This window comes from Paracoccus sp. FO-3, from assembly GCF_006386455.1.
Classification (GTDB): domain Bacteria; phylum Pseudomonadota; class Alphaproteobacteria; order Rhodobacterales; family Rhodobacteraceae; genus Paracoccus; species Paracoccus versutus.
In genome coordinates this window covers 16,161-30,913 of record NZ_VCBQ01000059.1, presented here as the reverse complement: position 1 = coordinate 30,913, position 14,753 = coordinate 16,161, and the positions used below count along the sequence as shown (strand labels likewise).

The following is a 14,753-nucleotide window of genomic DNA, read 5'->3' as shown; positions in this document are numbered from 1 at the left end:
CGGAGGCAAGCAGCGGGGAAACCGGCGCCCCGCGTGCAGGACCGCTATGACCCGTGACGCCGGCGCAGCGCCTCGTCGACCGTAGGTGCGTAATGCACCAGCGGGCGGCGCAGCCCATGCGTCAGCAGCACCCGGCGGATGTCGCGGCTGGTGCCGGTCAGCCACAGCGCGATGCCGCGGCGCTGTGCCTTGTGCGCCAGCCCCTCGATCATGTTGGCGCCGGTGGAATCCAGGAAGGGCACGGCGCTGAAATCCACCACCAGCACCCGGAACCCGTCCTGGATGCGGTCCAGCACCGAGCCGATCGAGGCCGTGGCGCCGAAGAACAGCGCCCCCGAGATGCGATAGACCACCACGTCGCGCGGCTGCGGCTGGTCCGGGCGCGGCCGGCTGCTGTCGGCCATGTCGGCGCCGACCAGCGCCTCGACCCCTACCGCCTGGCTCATGCGCTGGATGAACAGCACCGAGCCGAGCGCCAGGCCCGTGACGATGGCCTCGGTCAGGTCGCGGAAGATCGTCAGCCCGAAGGTGACCAGCAGCACCGCCGCCTCGCCCCAGCCCGAGCGCAGCAGGATGGCGATGGCGGGTTTCTCGATCATGTTCCAGGCGACGACCGCCAGCACGCCGGCCAGTGCTGCCAGGGGGATATAGGATGCCAATGGCGCCGCCAGCAGCATGAAGCCCAGCAGGAACAGCGCATGCAGCATCCCCGCCACCGGCCCATGCGCGCCCGAGCGCACGTTGGTCGCGGTCCGCGCGATGGTGCCGGTGACGCAGATGCCGCCGAACAGCGCCGAACCCATGTTCGCCACTCCCTGCGCCACCAGTTCGCAATTCGAGCGGTGCCGGCGGCCGGTCATGCCGTCGGCGACCACCGCCGAGAGCAGCGATTCGATGGCGCCCAGCAGCGTCAGCGATACCGCCGCGGGCAGAAGCGCCAGGGCCTTCTCCAGCGAAAACTCCGGCAGCGCCGGGGCGGGCAGGGTCGAGGGGATGCCGCCGAAGCGGCTGCCGATGGTCGCGACATCCGCCCCCGTTGCCGCGGTGATGCCCGCGGCCAGCGTCACGGCGATCAGCATGCCGGGCCAGTGTGGGCGGGCGCGCTTCAGCCCCAGGATCACCGCGACGGTTCCCAGCGCGATCCCCAGCGCGGCAGGCGTCAGGCTGGCGCGGGCCTGCCACAGCGCCGGGATCTTCTCGACCAGCTCGCCCGGTTCATGGGTCAGCGCCAGGCCGAAGATTTCCTTCAGCTGGCTGGTGAAGATGATGACGGCGATGCCGGCGGTGAAGCCGACCGTCACCGGGAAGGGGATGAACTTGATGAAGGTGCCCAGCCGCAAGAACCCGATCGCGACCAGCATCAGCCCCGACATGAAGGTCGCAAGGATCAGCCCCGACATGCCGTGCTGCGCCACGATCCCGGCGACCAGCACGATGAAGGCCCCCGCCGGCCCGCCGATCTGGTAGCGCGAGCCGCCCAGCGCCGAGACCAGGAAGCCGCCGATGATGGCGGTATAGAGCCCCTGCGCCGGCGAGGCGCCGGAGGCGATGGCGATGGCCATCGACAGGGGCAGCGCCACGATGGCGACGGTCAGCCCGGCCAGGGCATCGGCGCGCAGCTCGGCCGCGCCATAGCCCTCGCGCAGGACGGTGATCAGTTTCGGGGTGAACAGCGGCGCAAATCCGGGCGCTGCGATTGCCTGCTGGTTCATCTGGGGCCGCACCTTGGTCAAGGAGGCGGCGGGATCGTCGGCTTTCGTCGGCGGTCGCCGTCGCGATTACGTCTGCGGACCGGATTTCAGCCGCACGCCGCGCCCGCCCGAGGTGCTGGCGGCGCCGTCGCCGATCAGCTCGATCCCGGCGGCCTCCAGCGCCTCGACCACGCGGGTCAGGCTTTCGACCACGCCGCGCACATTGCCGTCGCTGGCCTCCATGCGCTGGATCGTGGGGACCGACAGGCCCGAGAGTTCGGCCAGCCGCTTCTGGTCGATGCCAAGAAGGGCACGCGCCGCACGCATCTGGGCCGAGGTCATCATGCGCTGATTTCCAATCCTTGATGATGGATGTCTAGCATAGCTATCATGATATTTCAAACATCATCTTTGCCGGTTCAGGCATAAGAAAAAGGCCCCCGCGAAGGGGGCCTTTCCGGTCCATCTGCCCGAGTAGGCGATAGGTCAGAACTTCATTGTCGTGCCCAGCGTGATCGTGCGACCGGGCGCCCAGACCGGCTCGATCCCACCGCGGCTGTCATTTGCGGCAAAGCCCGAACGCTCGTAATAGTTCTTGTCGAACAGGTTATCGACGCTGAGCCGGACCGCCACGTTCTCATATGCCTGGGGCGTCCACTCGGCATAGGCGTTGACCACAGTATAGGACGGCTGCTTGTAGTAGGTCGTCGTGGAGGTCGGGCCTACGACGACCCGCTCGTCGATCGAGCCTGCCCATTCCACCGAGGCGCCCAGGACCGTGTTCCATGCCGGCAGTTCGTGATCGACCCAGAGCGTGGCGGTTTCGCCCACCGGCATGAAATAGACGCCGTTGTTGGGCAGGACATCGTCACCATCGCCGGTCACGTCCGCCTTGGTGAAGGAGGCGCCGATCCGGGTATTGCCGAAATCATAGGTGCCATGCAGGGTGACGCCCTTGCTGCGGTATTCCTCGGCGCGGTTGGTCAGCAGGGTCGAGGATTCGTAGTTCAGCAGTCCGTCGATCTTCGTGTCGAAGACCGTGATGCCGGCCTGCCAGGCGTCGCCGTTAAAGTTCGCTCCGACCTTGAGGTTCTTGGCTGTGCCCGTGTCCAGGCCCGGGTCGGTGACAAAGGCGTTGCTGCGGGCATGGACATAGCCGTAATCGCCAATGACGTAGCCCAGCCAGGTGCGCGAAGCGCCGGCGAAGACTTCGATATTGTCGTTGACGCGATAGGCGAGGGTGCCGTTCACGCTGGCACCGGAATCGCTGAACCGCTCGCCGTTCCAATCGGTAAAGCGATGCGCGTCGTAGCGGGCGCCGGTCGAAAGGCTGAAGCCGTTCTGGAACTCGAACCGGCCCTGAGCGAAGACACCGATCTGACTGGTCGAGAAGTTGCGATATTGCCGATCAGCAGCCCGGCCGTCACCATAGTTGTCGGTGGCGTAGTCGTGTTCGTTGAAATCGACCCCCGCGGTGATCTTGCCGCCGCTAACCGTGAAGGTATTCTGCACCTTGCCGCCGAACTGGTCCTCATTGAAGATCGCGTCACCGTTGTTGCCGCGCGCGCCGGAGGCGTAGTTCGGCCGCCAGTATTCATATTGGCTGAAGTAAAGCGAAACCTCGGGATCCCACATGTCGGTCGGCTCGGTCGAGGTATAGGTCAGCTTGACCGTGTCACGGCTGACCTTCAGCGGATGGACCTCGTCGCCGGCCAAGCCCATGTTCGCCTTGATCAGGCGATCGGCCTCGTCACGGCTGCGCTCCAGGCCAAGCTCGATCCGGTGGCCTTCGAACTCATAGCCCAGTTTGGCCAAGACATTGCGCGCCGCAGGCTCGGTGCCCAGAATCTCCCTGCCGTCGCCGTTGTCGTAATTGTCGCCGTTCGAGCCGTGGGCCATGATGAACCAGTCGAACCCGCCGCTCCGGCCATAGCCGGCCAGGCTGCCCGAGAAGCCGCGACCATTCGAGCCATAGGAAAGTGCTGCACGGCCGCCGACGTTCTGCCCCGCTTCCAGCAGATCCAGCGCGCCCACCGTCTCGTAGCGCAGCGCACCCGCTGCGGCGGCAAAGCCGGAATCAGCTGCCGCCGCCCCGGCCTCGACCTCGACCGATTTCAGGAAGGCCGGGTCGATCACGTTCGAGCCGGTGTGGTGCCAACTGGTCTGCGCTTGCGGCACGCCGTCCACGGTAACGGCAAGCAGCGATTGCTCGATACCGAAGACGCTGACCTTCTTGGCCGGTCCGCCGCCACCGGAAACGGTGATGGAGGATTCACGCGAGAACAGCTCCGAGATGTCGGCGGGCTGCATCGCCTGGATGTCCTCGGCGGTGACGGAGACGCCGCCGGTTGCCTCGACATTCTCCTGGCCGTCGGCGACCAGGGTGATCGGATTGAGGACCACGGTCTCGGCGTTCTGGTTGTCCTGTGCGTAAAGGGCTGTCGCCAGGGCAAGCGAGGACACGCCCGCCAGCGGGATAATACGGCGAAATTTCATGGTCATTGCCTTGATTCGTTCGAAACTGGCGCGAGTTATATGGCCGGTCCCAGGATGCACAAGTATTTTACTCGGATATTTGATCTGATTTTGACTGAAATAGTCGGGATTGTTGCGCATCTGCGCCACCTTCCCGGGCGGGCCGCGACGATGGGCCGCAGGATGCCGACAGCCGACGCCGGGGCTGGCGCAGGCGGGGGCAATGGGGTTACAGCAACCCAAAGCCGCAGCCCGAGAAGCCACAGATGACCATTACCCTTTACCGCAACGACCTGCCGGACGACCTGGACCTGGGTCCGGTCGTGGCCATCGACACCGAGACGATGGGACTGGACCCGCGCCGCGACCGGCTGTGCCTGGTGCAGCTGTCCTCGGGCGACGGCAATGCGCATCTGGTGCAGATCGCCCAGGGCCAGCGCGCGGCGCCGAACCTGGTGCGGATGCTGGCCGATCCGCAGGTGCTGAAGCTTTTCCACTTCGGCCGCTTCGACATCGCCGCGCTGGAGGCGGCCTTCGGCGTGGCGACGAAGCCGGTCTGGTGCACCAAGATCGCCAGTAAGATGGTGCGCACCTATACCGACCGGCACGGGCTGAAATACCTGCTTTCGGACCTGGTCGGCGTCGACATCTCCAAGCAGCAGCAGACCAGCGACTGGGGCGCGGCGGAACTGTCCGAGGCGCAGCGGGAATATGCCGCCTCGGACGTGCTGCACCTGCACGCGCTCAAGGCCGAGCTGGAAAAGCGTCTGACGCGCGAGGGGCGGCTGGGCCTGGCGCAGGCCTGTTTCGACTTTCTTCCCACCCGTGCCCATCTGGACCTGCTGGGCTGGGGGGATGAAAACGACATCTTCCATCACTAGGTAGCGGGCCATGAGCGCATATCTTGATACCGCCCGCAGGGTGATCCGCACCGAGGCCGAGGGGCTGGCCCTGCTGGCCGACGGCCTTGGCGACAGCTTCGACCGCGCGGTCGAGACCGTCCTGGCCGCGCGCGGCCGGGTGGTCGTGTCCGGCATGGGCAAGTCCGGCCATGTCGGGCGCAAGATCGCCGCGACGCTGGCCTCGACCGGGACGCCGGCGCAGTTCGTCCATCCGGCCGAGGCGAGCCATGGCGACCTGGGCATGGTGACGCAGGGCGACGTGGCGCTGGTGCTGTCCAATTCCGGCGAGACGCCGGAGCTGGCCGACCTGATCGCCCATACCCGCCGCTTCCAGATCCCGCTGATCGGCGTTGCCGGCCGGCCGCAATCGACGCTGCTGCGCCAGGCCGACGTGGCGCTGGTCCTGCCCGCGGCGCCCGAGGCCTGCGGCACCGGCATCGTGCCCACCACCTCGACCACCATGACCATCGCGCTGGGCGATGCGCTGGCCGTGGCGCTGATGGAGCATCGCCAGTTCACGCCCGAGCATTTCCGCACCTTCCACCCCGGCGGCAAGCTGGGCGCGAAACTGTCCAAGGTGGCCGACCTGATGCACCGGGACATGCCGCTGGTGGCCGAGACCGCGCCCATGGCCGAGGCGCTGCTGACCATCAGCCAGAAAAGCTTCGGCGTGACCGGGGTGACGGATGCCGCGGGGCGGCTGACCGGCATCATCACCGACGGCGACCTGCGGCGGCACATGCAGGGCCTTCTGGACCATAGCGCCGCCGAGGTGATGACCCGCAACCCGCGCACCATCGGCCCCGACGCGCTGGCCGAGGCGGCCTTGGCCGAGATGCAGGCGCGCCGCATCACCTGCCTGTTCGTGGTCACGCCCGAGGGGATGCCGGCGGGGCTGATCCATATCCACGACTTCCTGCGCACGGGGCTTGTCTGACGGTGGGCACCCGCTCGCGCATCGTGGCCTGGCTGCGGGTGCTCCTGCCGCTGACGGCGCTGGCGATCCTGTCGGTGTTGTTCCTGCTGGGCCGCAAGCCCGACCCCGAGGCGAGCATCCCCTATGCCGACGTAGACCCGCGCGAGCTGGCCGAGCGGCAGGCGGTGACGAGCCCGACCTATGCCGGCGTGACCCGCGACGGCGCGCAGCTGAGCATCTCGGCCGCCGAGGCGCTGCCCGGCGATCGCACCAGCGGCGCCCAGGCGCAGGCGGTGCGCATGACCCTGCGCGCCAGCGACGGGCGGGCGGCGGATGTCAGCGCCGGCGCCGCCTCGATGGCGGACCAGCAGGTCCGGCTGGGCGAGGGGGTGCGCATGACCACCGCCGACGGCTGGGTGCTGACCGCGCCCGAACTGCTGGCCTCGACCACCGAGGGCACGCTGCTCTCGGAGGACGAGGTCAATGTGCTTGCCCCTTTCGGCCGGCTGACGGCGGGGCGGATGGAGTTTCGGCCCTCGGGCGAGGGCAGCGGCGATCACGTTCTTGATTTGAGCGGCGGAGTCCGCTTGATATACCGGCCATGACCCGGCGCCGCCGGCCGCATAGGGGGCCTGCGGGCGCCAGAAAGGAAATCCGATGATCCGGCCCGGACCGCTTTTGCCCGTGATCCTGTCGCTGATGCTGGCGGCGGGCCCGGCGCTGGGACAGGCCGCCGGCTTCGGCCGGGCGCAGGACACCAAGGAGCCGGTCGAGGTCACGGCCGATTCGCTGACCGTGGACCAGAAGACCGGCCAGGCGACCTTTTCCGGCAATGTGCTGATCGGCCAGGGCGCCATGCGGCTGTCGGCGGACAGCGTGACCGTGACCTATGCCCAGGGCGACCAGCGCCGCATCAGCGCGCTGCACGCGCAGGGCAACGTCACCCTGGCCAGCGGCGAGGACGCGGCCGAGGCCCAGGCGGCGGATTACGATGTCGAGACCGGGACCATCGTGCTGACCGGCGACGTGCTGCTGAGCCAGGGCGGCAACCTGCTGGCGGGCGACAAGGTGACGGTGAACCTGGAAAGCGGCACCGCCGACGCCTCGGGCCGGGTGCGCAGCGTCCTGCAGCCGGAGAACTGACGCCATGGCCGAAAAGCAGGGGCTGCGCGTCCGCGGCCTGCGCAAATCCTATCGCAACCGCCCGGTGATCCGCGACGTGGCGCTGGACCTGGACCGGGGCGAGGTGGTGGCGCTTCTGGGGCCGAACGGCTCGGGCAAGACCACCTGCTTCTATTGCGTGGCCGGGCTGGTCGCGCCTGATTCGGGCCAGGTGCTGATCGACGGGCAGGACGCGACGCGGCTGCCGATGTATCGCCGCGCCCAGATGGGCATCGGCTACCTGCCGCAGGAGATGTCGATCTTTCGCGGCCTCACGGTCGAGCAGAACATCATGGCCGTCCTGGAACTGGTCGAGCCGCATGTCCATCAGCGCCGCGAGCGGCTGGAGGAACTGCTGGGCGATTTCTCGATCGGCCATCTGCGCGGCGCCTCGGCCATGGCGCTGTCGGGGGGCGAGCGGCGCCGGGTCGAGATCGCCCGCTGCCTGGCGGCCGATCCGGCCTATCTGCTTCTGGACGAACCATTCGCCGGCGTCGATCCCATCGCCGTGGGCGAGATCCGCGCCTTGGTCCACGACCTGAAAAGCCGCGGCATCGGCGTGCTGATCACCGATCACAACGTCCGCGAAACGCTGGAGATCGTGGACCGCGCCTATATCCTGCACGACGGCCATGTGCTGAAATCCGGCACCACGGCCGAGATCGTCGCCGATCCGCAGGTCCGCCGCGTCTACCTGGGCGAAACCTTCCGCATGAACTGAACGCGAGGACGTGACGATCCCTTGCGCGCAGCCGTTGACACGGCGGCATGGCTGTCACCAAATGAGGATATGGCCAGGCAGGACGCCGGGCCAAAGAAACCCGGACGGTGCCGCCGCGAGGGCTGCGACGACCAGGCCGGGCAACCGAAAGGACGGACCACCATGCGCTATCAGATCAGCGGAAAACAGATCGATGTGGGCGATGCGCTTTCGACTCATGTCAAGACCGAACTCGGTGCCACCGTTGAGAAATATTCGCAACGCCCGACGGATGCGACGGTCATCTTTTCCCGCAACGCGCATGAATTCATCTGCGATGCCGTGGTGCATCTCTCGACCGGGCTGACCGCCCAGGCCAAGGGTGGGGCCACCGACATCTATGCGGCCTTCGAACAGTGCCGCGAACGGATGGACAAGCAATTGCGCCGCTACAAGCGCCGGCTCAAGGATCATTACAAGGACCGGACCCAGCCGGTTGAATTCGAACAGGCGGGGATGTATGTGCTGGCCGCTGGTGAAGATGACGAATGGGAAACGCAGGCCGACGGCGTGCAACCCATGATCATCGCCGAGATGGAGACCCGCGTGCCCACCCTGTCGGTCGGCGAGGCGGTGATGCAGATGGAACTGGCCGGCAGCCCGCTGCTGGTCTTCCGCAACGAGAAACATGGGGGCGTGAACGTGGTTCACCGCCGCGACGACGGCAACGTGGGCTGGATCGACCCCCGCAATCTGGGCTAGACTGACGCAAGAAGGGCAGTCTTGTTGAACCAACGTCCCGGCCGCGCAGCCCGCGGCCGGGCCTTGACAATTTTTTGGGCGACATGCAGATCAGCGACATACTCTCCCCCGCCGCCGTGCGGACGATGAGCCAGACCACCAGCAAGAAACGGTTGTTCCAGGAAATCGCCGAACAGGCGCGGGCGGTCTATGGCGTGGATGCCGCGCAGACGCTGGACGCGCTGCAAGAGCGCGAAAGCCTGGGCCCCACCGGGGTCGGCCATGGCGTCGCGCTGCCCCATGCGCGGCTGCATGGGCTCGACCACGTGGTCGGCCTGTTCCTGCGGCTGGAAAAGCCGCTGGATTTCGACGCGGTGGACCGCCAGCCGGTTGACCTGATCTTTGCGCTGCTCGCGCCCAAGAACTCGGGCGTCGATCACCTCAAGGCGCTGGCGCTGGTCTCGCGCACGCTGCGCGACCAGGACCTGCGCGCCAAGCTGCGCGCGAACGAGGATCCGGTGGCGCTGCACGCCATGCTGGCCGCCGCGCCGGGCATCAAGGCGGCCTGAGGTCGCAGGGCCGCCCGCAAGGGGTGAAATGCGCCCGCATCCGCGCTATACTCCCGCGCGGGAGGAAGACCGAAATGACCAGACATATCGCAGACCGCAGTCACGAAAACAGTTCCGGCCGCACCCAATACTATACGCGGCAGGAACGCGAATCCGGCCTTCATCCGGCCATCGCCGCCCTGCGCATGCGGCCCCGCGTCCGCAGCAGCGAAGAGGCGAATCGCCGCGCCGCCGAATTTGCCCGGATCGAGCGCGGCCATCGGGTCTGATCCCTGGCCCAGCAATGCGAACCGGCCGGGCGCTGCCGCCCGGCCGGTTTTCATTTCGGCCTTCGCCTGGGACGGCGGTCAGGCGCGGACCAGATTTTCGTATTCCTCGGCGATCTTGCGGGTGGTGTCGCCGACCTGGAAATGCCAGTCGCCGATCTGCCCGACCGGGGTCACTTCGGCCGCGGTGCCGGTCAGGAAGCATTCCTGGAAGCTGTCCAGCTCCTCGGGCTTGATGCGGCGCTCATGCACGGCGGTGCCGTTGTCCTTGAGCATCTGGATGACGGTCTGCCGGGTGATGCCGTTCAGGAAGCGGTCGGCTAGGGGCGTATGCACCTCGCCGTCCTTGACGAAGAAGATGTTGGCGCCGGTGGCCTCGGCGACATAGCCCTCCCAGTCCATGAACAGCGCGTCCGAGCAGCCCTTTTCCTCGGCCGCGTGCTTGGACATGGTGCAGATCATGTAAAGCCCGGCGGCCTTGGCGGCGGTGGGGATGGTCTCGGGGCTGGGCCGCTTCCACTTGGCGATGTCGAGCTTCGCGCCCTGCCATTTCGCGTCGCCGTAATAGCTGCCCCATTCCCAGGCGGCGACGGCCATGCGCACCGGGTTGCGGCGCGCCGAAACCCCCATGTCCTCGCCCGAGCCGCGCCACATCACCGCGCGGACATAGGCGTCCTTGAAGCCGTTCGCCTCCAGCACGGCGGTTTTCGCCGCGTCGATCTCTTCTGCGCTATAGGGCGATTGCATGTCCAGCAGCCGCGCCGATTCGATCAGCCGCAGCGAATGCTCGTGGCCCTTGAAGATCTTGCCGCTGTAGCACCGCTCGCCCTCGAACACCGAGCTGGCATAGTGCAGCGCATGGGTCAGGATGTGGACGTTCGCCTCGCGCCACTCCACCAGCTTGCCATCCATCCAGATCTTGCCGTCACGATCGTCATATGCGCCCGCCATTTTTCCCTCCGGCCGGTTCGGTTTGCGGAATGTTGCGCCGTCAGAGCATGTCTGGCAAAGAAAGTTGCGCAACTTGAGGTCTGGGCTATCCATTCATGGTTGGAAAGTCAACAAGTCTGACGTAATAAGGGCCATGCAGTGAAGGGAAGGCCATGCAGAACAAGGTGAATGTCGCGCCGGCAGGCGGGGAAAGCCTGCTGTTTCTGACGGATGATCAGCTTCGCCGCGGGATCGAGGCGATGTTCTTCGCCTATCGCGCCTTTACCGCCGATCCCGACCTGATCCTGGCCGAGCTGGATTACGGCCGCGCCCATCACCGGGCAATTCACTTCATCAACCGCGAGCCGGGCCTGACGGTGACGGCGCTTCTGGACGTGCTGGGCGTGACCAAGCAATCGCTGAACCGGGTGCTGCGCACGCTGATCGAGGAAGGGCTGGTCGAAAGCCGCATCGGCCGCCGCGACCGGCGCGAACGGCAGCTCTACCTGACCGACAAGGGCGCGGCGCTGGAGCGGCGGCTGTCCGAGGCGCAGCGCGCCCGGATGCGCGCCGCCTATCGCGCCGCCGGGCCGCAGGCGGTGGCGGGCTTCCGGCAGGTGCTGGAGGCGATGATGGACCGCGACACGCTGCGCCAGTATCGCGCGCTGAAAGAACTGCCCGAGACGCCATGACCGCCCCCTCCCTCGCCCCCGATCCCCAGCCTGCGGCCCATATCCTGGTCGTGGACGACGACGAACGCATCCGCAGCCTGCTGCGCCGCTTCCTGATGCGCAACGATTTCCTGGTGACGACGGCGCGCGACGCCGCCCATGCCCGGCGCCTGCTCGACGGGCTGGATTTCGACCTGATCGTGCTCGACGTGATGATGCCGGGCGAGGACGGGTTCTCGCTGACCCGCGACCTGCGCAAGCGCATGACCACGCCGATCCTGCTGCTGACCGCCAAGGGCGAGACGGGGGACCGCATCGAGGGTTTCGAAAGCGGTGCCGACGACTACCTGCCCAAGCCCTTCGAGCCGCGCGAACTGCTTCTGCGCATCGCCGCCATCCTGCGCCGCATCCCGGCGGCCGAGGCGAAGGGGCCGAAGTTCCTGTCGCTGGGCCATCTGCGCTACGATGCCGACAAGGGCGAGCTGTGGCAGGGCGATGCGCCGCTGCGCCTGACGGGAACCGAGCAGGCGCTGCTCAGGCGCCTTGCCGACACGCCGCGCCAGCCGGTCAGCCGCAGCGCGCTGATCGAGGATCTGGGCCGCAGCCCGGCCGAGGAGGCGGGCGAGAACTCCGAGCGCGCCATCGATGTGCAGATCACCCGCCTGCGCCGCAAGATCGAGCCGGACCCCAAGGAGCCGCGCTATCTGCAAACCGTGCGCGGCACCGGCTACATGCTGGTGCCCGACTAGGCCACGCCGCGCCCGCCTGCACGGCTGCAATGGGTATTTGGACAACAGAGAAGATCGCGGCGCGGGCCCAGGACTTCTTCGTTGTCCAAATACCCATGCCGAGCGTGCAAGAGGCGCGGCGCATGAGAAAGGGGCCCGAAGGCCCCCAAATCACGCCAGCGCGCCGTGGCAGTGCTTGAACTTCTTGCCCGAGCCGCAGGGACAAGGATCGTTGCGCGAGGGGTTGCCCCAGGTGGTGGGGTCGGTCTCGTCGAAGCCGGCGACCCGGCCCGAGACCTCGCCGCCCTCGGCCTCCTCGTGCTCGGGATGCATCTGCGCCTCGACCGCCGCCTGGCTCTGCTGGTATTCGCGCAGCATCTGCTCGCGCTCGGCATCGGTCAGCGGGCGGATGCGGGCCAGTTGCTGGGTCACGTCGAAGCGCAGCCCGTCCAGCATGGTCTCGAACAGCTGGAACCCTTCGGTCTTGTATTCCGACAGCGGGTCGCGCTGCGCATAGCCGCGGAAGCCCACGACCGAGCGCAGGTGTTCCAGCGTCACCAGATGCTCGCGCCATTTGCTGTCGATCTGTTGCAGCAGCACCTGCTTTTCGATCTGGCGCATGTTTTCCGGGCCGAACTGCTCGGCCTTCTGCGCCATATAGGCGTCGGTGGCCTGCTGGATGCGTTCGCGGATCGCCTCCTGGTCCACGCCGTCCTCGGTGGCCCAGTCGGCGATGGGCAGGTCCATGTTCAGCCTGTCGATCACCGCGTCGTGCAGGCCCTGGACGTCCCATTGCTCGGCATAGGCACGGGGCGGCAGGTGGCGCTCGACCAGGTCGTCGATCACCTGGGCGCGCATGTCGGCGGCGACCTCCTCGACCTCCTCGGTATGCATGATCTCCAGCCGCTGGCTGAAGATCGCCTTGCGCTGGTCGTTCATCACGTCGTCGAATTTCAGCAATTGCTTGCGGATGTCGAAGTTGCGGCCCTCGACCTTGGCCTGTGCGCGTTCCAAGGACTTGTTGACCCAGGGGTGGACGATGGCCTCGCCCTCTTTCATGCCGAGCGTGGACAGCACCTTGTCCAGCCGCTCGGACCCGAAGATGCGCATCAGGTCGTCTTCCAGCGACAGGAAGAACAGCGAGCGGCCGGGGTCGCCCTGCCGGCCCGAGCGGCCGCGCAGCTGGTTGTCGATGCGGCGGCTTTCGTGGCGTTCGGTCGCCAGCACGAAGAGGCCGCCGGCGTCCAGCACCGCCTGTTTCTCGGCGGCATGTTCGGCCTCGATGCGGGCGCGGACCTCGTCGGGGTTCGCCTCGGGATCGGCGGCCAGCGCCTCCATCACCTTCATCTCGACATTGCCGCCCAGCTGGATGTCGGTGCCGCGGCCGGCCATGTTGGTGGCGATGGTCACGGCGCCCAGCTTGCCGGCATCGGCGACGATCTTGGCCTCCTGCTCGTGCTGGCGGGCGTTCAGCACGTTGTGCTGGATGCCCTCCTTGGCCAGCATCTGCGACAGCATCTCGGATTTCTCGATCGAGGTGGTGCCGACCAGGATCGGCTGGCCCTTTTCATGGGCTTCCTGGATCGCGGCGATCACGGCGGCGTATTTCTCGGCCGCGGTGCGATAGACGCGGTCGTGTTCGTCGATGCGCTGCACCGGACGGTTGGTCGGCACCTCGACCACGCCCAGCTTGTAGATCTCGGCGAATTCCTCGGCCTCGGTGGCGGCGGTGCCGGTCATGCCCGAGAGCTTGTCGTAGAGCCGGAAATAGTTCTGGAACGTGACCGAGGCCAGCGTGACGTTTTCCGGCTGGATGGCGACGCCTTCCTTGGCCTCGATGGCCTGGTGCAGCCCGTCCGACAGCCGGCGGCCCTTCATCATCCGGCCGGTGAATTCGTCGATCAGCACCACCTCGTCGTCGCGCACGATATAATGCTGGTCGCGCTGGAACAGCTTGTGCGCGCGCATCGCCTGGTTGACGTGATGCACGATGGTGGTCGATTCCGGGTCGTAGAGCGTCTGCCTCTCGGGCAGGATGCCCGCCGCCTGCAGCCGCTTTTCCAGGAACTCGTTGCCTTCCTCGGTAAAGGTGGCGTTGCGGGTCTTTTCGTCCAGCTTGTAATGCTCGGGCGCCAGTTCCGGCATGAAGCGGTCCAGCGTCTTGTAAAGTTCGCTGCGGTCCTGGCTGGGCCCCGAGATGATCAGCGGCGTGCGCGCCTCGTCGATCAGGATCGAGTCGACCTCGTCCACGATGGCGAAGAAATGCCCGCGCTGGGTCATCTGCTCGATCGAGCCCTTCATGTTGTCGCGCAGGTAGTCGAAGCCCAGCTCGTTGTTGGTGGCATAGGTCACGTCGGCCCGGTAGGCTTCGCGCTTTTCGGCATCGTCCTGGAACGGGTAGACCACGCCGGTGGTCATGCCGAGCTGCGCAAAGACCTTGCCCATCCAATGCGCGTCGCGTTTCGCCAGGTAGTCGTTGACGGTGACGACATGCACGCCCTTGCCGGCCAGCGCGTTCAGATAGGCCGGGAAGGTCGCGACCAGGGTCTTGCCCTCGCCGGTCTTCATCTCGGCGATATTGCCCTGGTGCAGGAAGACGCCGCCCATCAGCTGGGTGTCGAAGGCGCGCAGGCCCAGGGCGCGGCGCGCCGCCTCGCGGCAATTGGCAAAGGCCTCGGGCAGAAGCTTGTCCAGATCCTCGCCCGATTGGGCGCGGCCCTGCAATTCGCGGGTCTTGTCGATCAGCTCCGCGTCCGAGAGGGGGCGAAACTTCTCCTCCAGCGCGTTGATCTGGGCCACCAGCGGGCGGACCGATTTCACCTTGCGGTCGTTGGGCGTGCCAAAGACCAGTTTCGCCAAGTTTCCGATGCCGAGCATATGAACCTTCAAAATCGCGTATCTGGGGGTGCGCGGGACGTTCCGCCCACTTGCCGGCACCATTCGCCTTGCCCTATCACTTGGGCCGGAAAAACGGCGACGGGCGCGCATTTTCGGTTGCGCCGG

At 66.8% G+C, this 14,753-nt stretch carries 15 protein-coding genes; 10 read left to right on the top strand and 5 right to left on the bottom strand.

What is annotated here, in order from left to right; translation table 11 throughout:
• Positions 1-44 precede the first annotated feature (44 nt).
• The 3 genes from FE811_RS16410 to FE811_RS16400 form a co-directional block, all read right to left on the bottom strand.
• On the bottom strand, positions 45-1,712 hold the full coding sequence (locus FE811_RS16410) for a SulP family inorganic anion transporter (RefSeq protein ID WP_114535928.1): 1,668 nt from the start codon (positions 1,710-1,712) through the stop codon (positions 45-47).
• A 66-nt stretch (positions 1,713-1,778) separates the two neighbouring features.
• Positions 1,779-2,036: a helix-turn-helix domain-containing protein gene (locus FE811_RS16405; protein WP_116223125.1), complete on the bottom strand. Its 258-nt coding sequence runs from the start codon at positions 2,034-2,036 to the stop codon at positions 1,779-1,781.
• Positions 2,037-2,177: 141 nt separating this feature from the next.
• Positions 2,178-4,187, bottom strand: a complete 2,010-nt coding sequence (locus FE811_RS16400) for a TonB-dependent receptor domain-containing protein (RefSeq protein WP_116223293.1) — start codon at positions 4,185-4,187, stop codon at positions 2,178-2,180.
• 245 nt (positions 4,188-4,432) lie between these two features.
• On the opposite strand from FE811_RS16400, the gene FE811_RS16395 reads away from it, so the two are divergent.
• From FE811_RS16395 to FE811_RS16360, 8 genes are all read left to right on the top strand, one after another.
• Positions 4,433-5,047 carry a ribonuclease D gene (locus FE811_RS16395; RefSeq protein ID WP_116223124.1) on the top strand — a complete coding sequence of 205 codons (615 nt, stop codon included), beginning with the start codon at positions 4,433-4,435 and terminating at the stop codon, positions 5,045-5,047.
• Between the two features lie 10 nt (positions 5,048-5,057).
• Positions 5,058-6,005 (top strand): SIS domain-containing protein, encoded by a 948-nt coding sequence (locus tag FE811_RS16390; protein ID WP_072463854.1) that lies wholly within the window; start codon positions 5,058-5,060, stop codon positions 6,003-6,005.
• Between the two features lie 2 nt (positions 6,006-6,007).
• The gene (locus tag FE811_RS16385) at positions 6,008-6,589 is read left to right on the top strand and encodes a hypothetical protein (RefSeq protein ID WP_036758211.1); all 582 of its coding nucleotides are present in this window, start codon (positions 6,008-6,010) and stop codon (positions 6,587-6,589) included.
• Positions 6,590-6,641: 52 nt separating this feature from the next.
• Positions 6,642-7,127 carry a lipopolysaccharide transport periplasmic protein LptA gene (lptA, locus tag FE811_RS16380; protein WP_116223123.1) on the top strand — a complete coding sequence of 162 codons (486 nt, stop codon included), beginning with the start codon at positions 6,642-6,644 and terminating at the stop codon, positions 7,125-7,127.
• 4 nt (positions 7,128-7,131) lie between these two features.
• The gene (gene lptB, locus FE811_RS16375; RefSeq protein ID WP_036758209.1) at positions 7,132-7,866 is read left to right on the top strand and encodes an LPS export ABC transporter ATP-binding protein; all 735 of its coding nucleotides are present in this window, start codon (positions 7,132-7,134) and stop codon (positions 7,864-7,866) included.
• A 162-nt stretch (positions 7,867-8,028) separates the two neighbouring features.
• A complete protein-coding gene (gene hpf / locus FE811_RS16370) occupies positions 8,029-8,607 on the top strand; it encodes a ribosome hibernation-promoting factor, HPF/YfiA family (protein WP_036758230.1) in 579 nt (192 codons plus the stop codon).
• 83 nt (positions 8,608-8,690) lie between these two features.
• Positions 8,691-9,155 (top strand): PTS sugar transporter subunit IIA, encoded by a 465-nt coding sequence (locus tag FE811_RS16365; protein WP_011748883.1) that lies wholly within the window; start codon positions 8,691-8,693, stop codon positions 9,153-9,155.
• A 74-nt stretch (positions 9,156-9,229) separates the two neighbouring features.
• Positions 9,230-9,424, top strand: a complete 195-nt coding sequence (locus FE811_RS16360; RefSeq protein WP_036758208.1) for a hypothetical protein — start codon at positions 9,230-9,232, stop codon at positions 9,422-9,424.
• A gap of 78 nt (positions 9,425-9,502) precedes the next feature.
• On the opposite strand, the gene FE811_RS16355 is transcribed toward FE811_RS16360, so the two are convergent.
• Positions 9,503-10,372 carry a branched-chain amino acid aminotransferase gene (locus FE811_RS16355; RefSeq protein WP_036758207.1) on the bottom strand — a complete coding sequence of 290 codons (870 nt, stop codon included), beginning with the start codon at positions 10,370-10,372 and terminating at the stop codon, positions 9,503-9,505.
• A 152-nt stretch (positions 10,373-10,524) separates the two neighbouring features.
• Here FE811_RS16355 and FE811_RS16350 point away from each other — a divergent pair, with 152 nt between their 5' ends.
• Positions 10,525-11,043, top strand: a complete 519-nt coding sequence (locus FE811_RS16350) for a MarR family winged helix-turn-helix transcriptional regulator (protein WP_036758206.1) — start codon at positions 10,525-10,527, stop codon at positions 11,041-11,043.
• Positions 11,040-11,771 (top strand): response regulator, encoded by a 732-nt coding sequence (locus tag FE811_RS16345; RefSeq protein WP_052096130.1) that lies wholly within the window; start codon positions 11,040-11,042, stop codon positions 11,769-11,771. Before FE811_RS16350 ends, FE811_RS16345 begins: the two co-directional genes overlap by 4 nt.
• Positions 11,772-11,921: 150 nt before the next feature.
• Here FE811_RS16345 and secA read toward each other — a convergent pair whose 3' ends face one another.
• On the bottom strand, positions 11,922-14,627 hold the full coding sequence (secA, locus tag FE811_RS16340) for a preprotein translocase subunit SecA (RefSeq protein ID WP_116223122.1): 2,706 nt from the start codon (positions 14,625-14,627) through the stop codon (positions 11,922-11,924).
• Positions 14,628-14,753: the final 126 nt, after the last annotated feature.